At 34.7% G+C, this 9,544-nt stretch carries 6 protein-coding genes; all 6 read right to left on the minus strand.

Going from position 1 to position 9,544, the window contains the following annotated elements; translation table 11 throughout:
* Positions 1 to 73: 73 nt before the first annotated feature.
* Entirely contained in the window at positions 74 to 4,276 is a 4,203-nt protein-coding gene (locus tag CL818_RS12685; protein ID WP_286973288.1) for a fibronectin type III domain-containing protein, read from the minus strand.
* 197 nt (positions 4,277 to 4,473) lie between these two features.
* Entirely contained in the window at positions 4,474 to 5,289 is an 816-nt protein-coding gene (locus tag CL818_RS12690) for an enoyl-ACP reductase FabI (RefSeq protein WP_013187637.1), read from the minus strand.
* Positions 5,290 to 5,335: 46 nt separating this feature from the next.
* Positions 5,336 to 6,988: a DNA repair protein RecN gene (recN, locus tag CL818_RS12695; protein WP_272974193.1), complete on the minus strand. Its 1,653-nt coding sequence runs from the start codon at positions 6,986 to 6,988 to the stop codon at positions 5,336 to 5,338.
* 61 nt (positions 6,989 to 7,049) lie between these two features.
* On the minus strand, positions 7,050 to 7,940 hold the full coding sequence (gene porD, locus CL818_RS12700) for a type IX secretion system protein PorD (RefSeq protein WP_219359520.1): 891 nt from the start codon (positions 7,938 to 7,940) through the stop codon (positions 7,050 to 7,052).
* Entirely contained in the window at positions 7,933 to 9,144 is a 1,212-nt protein-coding gene (gene coaBC / locus CL818_RS12705; RefSeq protein ID WP_272974194.1) for a bifunctional phosphopantothenoylcysteine decarboxylase/phosphopantothenate--cysteine ligase CoaBC, read from the minus strand. Before coaBC ends, porD begins: the two co-directional genes overlap by 8 nt.
* Positions 9,145 to 9,147: 3 nt before the next feature.
* Positions 9,148 to 9,480 carry a DNA-directed RNA polymerase subunit omega gene (locus tag CL818_RS12710; RefSeq protein WP_013187633.1) on the minus strand — a complete coding sequence of 111 codons (333 nt, stop codon included), beginning with the start codon at positions 9,478 to 9,480 and terminating at the stop codon, positions 9,148 to 9,150.
* Positions 9,481 to 9,544: the final 64 nt, after the last annotated feature.

The following is a 9,544-nucleotide window of genomic DNA, read 5'->3' on the forward strand; positions in this document are numbered from 1 at the left end:
GCCAAATAAAAAATCCCGAAGCAAATGCTTCGGGATTTTGAATTATAAAATGTAAATAATAAAGTCTTAAAGATTATTCTTTAATAAAACGCATTGTTTTCTTAACTCCATTATTATCAATAGTTACAACATACATTCCAGTACTTAAATCTGAAACATTAATCATATTCTGTGTTTTAGTTGAAAGAACTTTCTGACCTAACATATTAAATACAGATACGTTAGTAACTTCTTGCAATCCAGAAATATGTAACTCACTAGAAGCAGGATTTGGATAAAGGAAAATATTAGCATTTTCATTAATATCCTCAACACCTACAACATTTGCATTGTAAGCAGCTATCTGGAATTCACCAGTTACATTATTTCCATACTCCCAAGCTCTTACATAAAGAGTTTGGTCTGCAAGTGTCATATCATTAATTTCAATGATAGGGAATAAACCTTCTCCGCCATCATCATCACAATCAACAGGTACTAAATCACCACAAGCTCCAGAAAATACATCCATAGTTGCATCTGTTATAGAACTTCCTGCAGCAGATTGCATTTCGATAGTAAGAATACCATCACTTGGTACTGTTACAGTAAACCAAACATCTCCGCCATTAAAGCCAGCTGCACCACAAGAAGGATCTCCTTGCATAGAATCTGTAGCACCAATATTATTTCCTGTTACAGGGAAATCTTCAAAGTCTTGACCAACTGTAAGATCTGTAGCTACGTCACATTCATCGTTTTGTGCTGGACAAACAAATGTTACTGTTTCATCTATATTACAATCTGCATCATCTCCACCTAAAGTCATTAATACATCTGTACCAGAAGCATAAGGACCAAAAGTGTAAGTTCCTGCCATTGTTATTGTTTGTGTTGCAGAACCTTGATCATCAAAAGCATCAATAGTAGAGAATGACCCTAAAGAAGTTACATTCACCTCTATTGAAAATTCTCCTGTATCACAACTATCTACTGTACTAAACTCAGCAACTGGTGACTCACAGTTTAAAGGTGTTCTTACAATAAACTCATCGAAGAAGAAATCATAGTCTTCTGAATCATTAACTGTTCCATCTGTAGCCCAGATTGCAAAAACTGCATTACCTGTATAACTAGATAAGTCTACTATTTCTGTTTGACCTAAATGAGATGGAATGTTTGTTACATCATATGTCATTAATGGTGTCCAAGTAGCTCCATTATCTTCAGAAATCAACATTTGAACAACATCATCCGTACCCATTCCGTTACCTTCTGGCTCATTTGAGTTGGCAAAATCTGTAACCGCAACATTATATACTAATTCATAAGTATCTCCAGACAGGTCGAATGTTGGAGAAATTAACCAATCTTCTCTGTTGTTTGTATACAAATTGATACTAGCTGAATTATCAGAACCACCTGATGCTACAGTATCATTTAAGTAATCATCGTCATTCCAAAGACCAGAACCTAAATCCATTGGTCCAGTTGTAGGATCTCCAGAACCTGCTTCCATCCAACAATCAGGAGCAACAACTCCACCATCAAAATCTTCAGTATAGTTAGGAATTACTATAGCACAAGGTGTTGTGAATGATTCAACATCAGAAAAATCGCTCATTCCATCTGTATCACCACAATCTGCGCTTACGTAAGCATCATATTCAGTATTTTCAGTTAATCCTGAAACTGAAGCAGTAAGAACTCCCATTGCAGTAGTTCCTGTTGCTACTGGTGTGTTAGCTGTATCTGTAGGATCTTCTCCATCTAACATAATTACCCAAGTATATCCATTTGAAGCATTAGCTACTTCTTCCCAAGATAAATCTGCTCCTGTTACTGTAACATTTTCAACTAATAAATTGCTTGGTGCTTCACAACTAATTAACGTCGTAAATTCTGCTATGTCAGAATATACACTTAAACCGTCTGTGTCTCCACAATCTGCTAATACGTATGCATCGTATGCTGTATTAGATTCTAAACCAGATACCGAAGCTGTTAGTACTCCAGAAGCTGTAGTTCCTGTTGCAACAGGCGTATTAGCATCATCTGTAGGATCTTCTCCATCTGCCATTACAACCCAAGTATATCCATTTGAAGCATTAGCTTCTTCATCCCAAGATAAATCTGCAGTAAATGCAGTAACTTCTGAAACTGTTAAGTTATTAGGATCTGGACAAGCTGGTGGTGCAATACACGTAATTGCTGCTTCCCAACCTGGATTTGGAACTACTGTTGAAGATATAAATTCGAATATAAGACTACCATCTGCAGCTTCTGAGGTATAAACTAAAGTTTCACCATCAGCTAAATCTGGAATTAATTGAAATCCATTTCCATCTCCTATATCAACACTAAGATCATCAAACGTTGAAGTGTCTACTAAAGTAAATGTAGCAACAACTAAATCGCCTGCAGTATCTGGTAAAATAGTTACTGTATAGTCTTCATTGTTCATGAAATCCATATCAATACCACCAGTGTCATAGAAATTACCACCACATACTGGATCTGGAACAGTTGTAGAAACTGTTATCATTTCTGATGTAGATTGACCATCTTCTGCACCACAATCTGCTGTTACATAAACGTCATAACTATTTGCTGCATCTAAAGTTGAAATTACTAAAGTTACATCTGTAACAGTTTCTGAATATACAGCAGTTGCTGTTTCAGGGTCTGCCTCAAAATCATAAACTTCAACTAAATATCCAACTGAAGCATTTGCAACAGCATCCCAACTAATTGTAGCACTTGTTTCGTCTACACTATCAACAGTTAAATTTGAAACTGCTGGACAAGTTGGTAAAGTTGTAAATTCAACTAGGTCTGAATACTCACTTATACTATCTGTTCCGCAATTAGATCTTACATAAACGTCGTAATCTGTTTCTGGAGCAAGTCCTGTTGCAGTTGCTGTAACTTCTGTAGAAGCTGCTGTTGTTCCTGTTGCTACTGGTGTATTTGCAGAATCAGCAGGATCTTCTCCATCAGTCATTACTACCCACTCATATCCTGAATTGGCAGCAGCAACTTCATCCCAAGAAAGGTTTGCTGAAACAGCATCTATATTATCCGTTATTAAGTTTTCAGGTGCTTCACAAGCAGGTGGATCTACTAATGTAGGAATTAAACACCATTCTATAAGAATACCATCGTCTCCACCTCCATCATCGATAATGGAAAGTGTCCAATCTCCATCAAACACTTCACCATCAAAACCAGATAAAAGGCCTTCTGGAATAAAAACTCCAACTGTTGGTGTACCACAAGCAAAGTCTTCACCTTCATCATCTAATACAATATCAAAGTTATCATTCAAACCACATAAATCTGAAATTATTTCAATACTATTTCCAGATGGACTAGTAAGTGTAATATCTAAATCTGACAACCATGTGTGATCTATTTTTAAAGCTACATTTAAGTCTGATAAAACCTGAGGTCCAGTACCTGAAACAACGATAATATCTTCAGGATCATTATCATCATCGATAGTTAAGTTTGGACTACTAGTATATGCACCACAACCATTATCAAATGGTGTAGAAAAACTAACCACTCCAGAATAGTCGCTAAATCCGTTAGTATCACAATTAGACGCTACATAAGCATCATAAGTTACCGAATCTGATAATCCAGTTATATTTACACTAGTATCTGAAGATGTCATAGTTGTACCTTCTGCAACTGGTGTATTGTTAGCATCATCTGGGTCTTCACCTTCATTCATAATTCTCCAGTCGTATCCTAATGTTGCTGCCGGTTCTTCATCCCAAGAAAATACTGCTGTGTATGGGGTGACATCGCTAATCAATGCGTTTGCAGGAGCTGCACACGCTGGTGGCGTGTAAGAAAACGCTTCAGACACCTCAAGTTCTTGTTCCTGTGTATTCCCAAATGCACCACTTGCGTCTTCATCAGTCCCATCATCTGGAGAAACGCCGCTATTGTTTGCTATTACAGTTCCAGAAGCGTCTGTAATGGTGTAAACACCACCATTCCAAGAATCTGCAAAGCTATCATAAGCATTTATATAATAAGTTTCGCCATCTGTTACACAAAACGGCTCATTAGTTAAATCTCCTGACCCATTACCATATGTACCGTCTCCTTGTGCATAAATAACTGTGCCCGCACCATCTGGTTCAGAAGTTACAGAAACCCATTGTTCAGAAGGATAGCTTCCGTCACTCGTTGTGATGAAGAGTTGTGATTCTCCAGGATTGCACTGCGCAGATCCGTAGAATACACTAAGCATCATTAATAATAACAATGTAATTTTTCTCATAATTGTTTAGTTTTAAGTTTAAAGTAACTCAAATCTAATCAAAATTTGATTATTCCTTAATCTTTTGTTAATAAAATATACATTTTAACGTTTATCTGATTTAACTGCACGATTACAAACCCTATTTTAACAAATAATATGTAATACAAAAAAGAGCGCCAATTGGCGCTCTTTTACATATATTATATACTTATAACTTACTCATCCATAAACGTTTCCATTACTGCTTGGCTAACTCCCATATTTGAAAAGCCACCATCATGAAATAAGTTTTGAAGTGTTACTCGTTTTGTAAGGTCTGAAAATAAACTTACAGTATAGTTAGCACAATCTAAAGCTGTTGCATTACCCAATGGAGACATTTTATCTGCATACGCTATAAAGCCATCGAAACCTTTAACACCTTGTCCAGCAGTTGTAGGTGTTGGAGATTGTGATATTGTATTGACTCTAACTTTTTTATCCTTACCAAAGAAATATCCAAAGCTACGTGCAATAGACTCTAAATAGGCTTTATTATCTGCCATATCATTATAATCTGGAAATACACGTTGGGCTGCCATATACGTTAATGCAACTATACTACCCCATTCATTCATCGCATCCTTTTTATAAAGAGACTGCATAGTTTTATGAAATGAAACTGCAGATACATCCCAACCTTTGGTTGTATAGTCATAATTCATATCTGTATAATGATTACCTTTTCTTACATTAACAGACATTCCTATTGAGTGAAGAACAAAGTCCAGTTTTCCTCCTAGTTTTTCCATAGCACCATCAACTAATGCTTCAAGATCTTCTACTTTGGTAGCGTCTGCAGGAATGATTTCTGAACCTGTTTTTTCTGCAAGATCTTTAATTTTTCCCATACGCATAGCTATAGGTGCGTTTGTTAAAACAAAAGTTCCTCCTTCTTCATGTATTCTTTCTGCTGTTTTCCAAGCAATAGAGTTCTCATCTAAAGCTCCAAATATAATCCCGCGTTTTCCTTTTAATAAGTTATATGACATTGATATTGGTTGTTTTTATTAGTTAGGGGTAAATATAACAAAACTATTAGTTAAGTAAAGACTTTGCGTGTGCCAAGACAGCTTCACTTTTAGATTTGCCGCCTAGCATTTCTGCAAGCTCAATTACTCTATCTTCTGTTTCTAATTTTCTTATTTGTGTAACTGTTGTATTGTTTAAGTCTTCTTTATAAACCTTATAATGGTGTAGGCCTTTAGCAGCTATTTGAGGTAGGTGTGTTATAGATAAGACTTGTAAATCTTTACCCATATCAAACATAATATCTCCCATTTTTTTTGCTATCTCACCAGATACTCCTGTATCTATCTCATCAAAAATTATAGTAGGCAGTTTACTTTTCTTAGCCAGTAAACTTTTTATGGCTAGCATAATACGAGACAATTCACCACCACTTGCTGCTTTTTTAATGTCTGAATAATGTCCGCCTTTATTTGCTGAAAGTAACCAAGCCATATCCTCACTACCGTAGCTTGTAAAACGCTCGACTGGATTTATCTCAATTTTAATCTTTGCATTAGGCATGCCCAACTCCGCTAATAGCTTTTCTATATTAGAAACTAATTTAGGTACAGCTTTTAATCGTTTCTGTTGAAGCTTTAAAGCATCTGCCTTAAGTGCTTCTTTATTAGTCTCTATTTTTGAAGTAAGGCTTTTAATTGCGCCATCTGCATTTTGTGATATAGTTACAGTTTCTGCTAACTCTTCTTCAATTATTAATAGTTCTGAAATAGACTCAACGTTGTGCTTTTTAAATAGGTTGTAAATTAATTGAAGCTTATCATTGGTACTTTCCAATAATTTAGGATTGTCTTCTAAATTTTCAAATTCTTCTTCTATTATTTCAGCTACATCTTCTAATTCGATAATACTGCTTTCAATACGGGTTAAAAGCTCTGCATAGGTTTTCGAAAAACCAGAGACTGTAGATAAGTTTCTTTTTATAGTCCTTAATTGCTCCAATACACCTAACTGTTCTTGTTGCAGATCATTTGCAGAACTTCCTAAATGCTCTTTTAAAAGTTCTACATTACTTAGTTGATCTTGAGTTTCTTCTAACTCCTCAAGCATTTCTACTTTTAAAGCTGCTTTTTCTAGCTCTTCTAATAGAAAGACATTGTAATCGTAAACTTTATTAGCTTCAGCTTGATTAGATTTTAAAACTTCTAATTCTTTATATAACCTTCGCAGTTCAGCTAAATCATGTTGGTATTTATGAAGCTCTTTTAGTGAATTTCCAAAAGTATCTAAAACTAAATATTGATAATTAAGATCTCCTAAACTTAAGGTTTCATGTTGACTGTGTATGTCAACCAATTTACTGCCCAAAGCCTGCAATGCAGAAAGGTTTACAGGTGTATCATTCACAAAAGCTCTCGACTTACCAGATGGTAAAATCTCGCGTCTTATAAATGTTTGATCTTCATAGTCTAAATCTTCATCTTTAAATAATGTGGAGAGTTTATAAGCTTCAATATTAAAGACACCTTCTATAGTGCATTTTTTTGTTGAATCTTTTATTGCACTTAAATCTGCTCTTTTACCCAACAACAAAGATAAAGCTCCCAAAAGAATAGACTTTCCTGCACCAGTCTCTCCAGTAATTATTGAAAACCCTTCGTTTAGCTGAAGGTTGACATCTTCAATTAATGCAAAGTTTTTTATAGATAATGATTGTAACAAGTCTTGTAGTTTGAATTGGCCTAAAGATACGTGAGAAACCTAAGCTTAAAAAAAAGAAATCTTAGAATTTAATATTTCTCCAATTGTCTTTATAAAACGGTGCTATTCGGTTAAGGTTGTTTACCGTTTCTTTGATTGATATAGATGGGCCACCAGAAAATATAGCTTCGATTTCATCTGATTTTGCATCGAAGAATACTCTATTTAATAATGAATTAGGTCTACTATTATACATATCCTTTAATAAGGTAATAGAAGATGCTATACTCTGTTTAGCTAACTCCTGATCTTCGTGCATAAGATCCAAACCTTGCCTATGGTAAGTATACATTGCAGTTCTGTAATTAGTAAATGCATTTGCTAATAAATCTGCATTTAACCTAAAGCGTGATTTGTTTCCATCTGTAGCTCTCCAACCAGCTGTATTACTCTGTTGTGCTGTATTTACAATTTGTTTTGCTTCTTCATGATACATTGTACCACCTTCCTGCTCAAAAGTGTCTGCATCTAACCCTAGTATTGTATATACATAAAAACTAATTACAGAAATTAAATTAGAGTCGAAAGAATTTGGGTCATATGCTAATGGCTGATACTCTGTATAAATAAAGTTGAACTGCTCATCATTAAAGTTAAAAGTTGTGGTTTCTAATGAAGAACCATAAACAGGTCTTGTTGATTGCACTTGTATAGTAGCATTAAAATTTGTGCCTTCTTGTTTATTTACTGTAATAAACATACTACAATCTATACGTTCTTGTTGTCCAAAGTTTTTATTTGTCCAATTAGTTTGGTTAATAAATTCCTGTACAGATTTCTCTAAGGTTTTAAATACAGATAAATTAGAATTAGAAGACTGTTGTGCATTAACCACAACTTGACAATTAAGTTCTTGAGCGTTTAAAGACCACCCAAATAATACTAACGCTCCTAATACTAAAAATTTACGCATTTAATTTTGCTATAACTTCATTAATAATATCCTTGGCAACTTCTGCTTTTGATTTTAAATCAAAACTCTTAGAATTGTGTGCCTTATCTATAATTGTAATTTTATTGGTGTCTTTCTTAAATCCAGCACCTTTGTCGTTTAACGAATTTAAAACAATAAAATCTAAATTTTTCTTTTCAAGTTTCTTTTTAGCATTTGCTATTTCATTTTCTGTCTCTAAAGCAAACCCTACTAAAAGTTGATTTTTTTTATGCTGTCCCATAGACAGTAATATGTCTGGAGATTTTTCTAAAACAATAGTCATCTCCTCTCCAGCTTTCTTAATTTTCTGGTCTGCGACTACTTTAGGTCTATAATCTGAAACTGCTGCAGCGGCTATACCAACGTGAACAGAGTCGTAATAATTGTGCACAGCATCATACATTTGTTGCGCTGTATTAACTCTAATTAGTGTTACACTTTCATCACTAATATTTAAAGATGAAGGACCACTAACTAATATAACTTTGGCACCTTGTTTTGCAGCTTGTTTTGCAAGCTCATAACCCATCTTTCCGCTAGAGTGGTTACCTATAAAACGCACAGGATCTATAGCTTCGTATGTAGGACCTGCAGTAATTATTACTTTTTTATTCAATAAAGGTGTGCTCGCTGTAAGATGTTGTTCTATAAAAGTAGCTACTTCTTCTGGTTCTGCCATACGGCCTTCACCGTGCAAGCCACTTGCTAATTCTCCAGAACCAGCAGGAATCATAATATTACCAAAAGACTGTAAAGTTTTAAAACTATTTAAAGAAGATGGATGTTTGTACATATCCAAATCCATAGCTGGTGCAAAATAAATAGGACATTTTGCAGAAAGGTAAGTTGCTAATAACAAGTTATCACTTATACCGCTTGCCATTTTAGAAAGCGTATTAGCAGTTGCTGGTGCAATAACCATTAAGTCTGCCCAAAGGCCAAGATCTACGTGGTTATTCCATTTAGCATTTTCATCGTCTTCATTATAAAAAGATGAAAACACTTCGTTTTTAGAAAGTGTAGATAGTGTTAGTGGTGTTACAAAATCTTTTGCAGAAGGTGTCATCACAACTTTAACTTCTGCACCATATTTTATAAATTGGCGTACTAATAGTGCAGACTTGTACGCTGCAATACCACCAGTTACGCCAATAAGTACTTTTTTACCACTAAGTAGACTCATAAATTATGCGTCTTGACTTTCTTCTTTAGTATTTCTGTAGTAGATTTTTTCTTCTAACCATTCCTGTACAGCCATAGCATGTGGTTTTGGTAAGCCTTCGTAAAACTTAGAAACTTCAATCTGTTCTTTGTTTTCAAAGATTTCATCTAGACTATCTGTATAGGTAGCAAACTCATCTAACTTCTCAATAAGCTCCTTTTTAATTTCAGAGTTTATTTGAGTAGCACGCTTAGCGATAATTGAAATTGCCTCATAGATATTATCTGTAGGCGCATCCAACTTATTCTTATCGATAGTTGTAGTGTTTACTGGTGCATCAATCTTCTTAACGTCCATAGTCGTTCTGTATATAAATTATGAATATTCTTGTAATCTTTCTTCTATATCTGCTTTAAGCTCA

The sequence above is a fragment of the Croceibacter sp. genome (genome assembly GCF_002716225.1).
Classification (GTDB): domain Bacteria; phylum Bacteroidota; class Bacteroidia; order Flavobacteriales; family Flavobacteriaceae; genus Croceibacter; species Croceibacter atlanticus.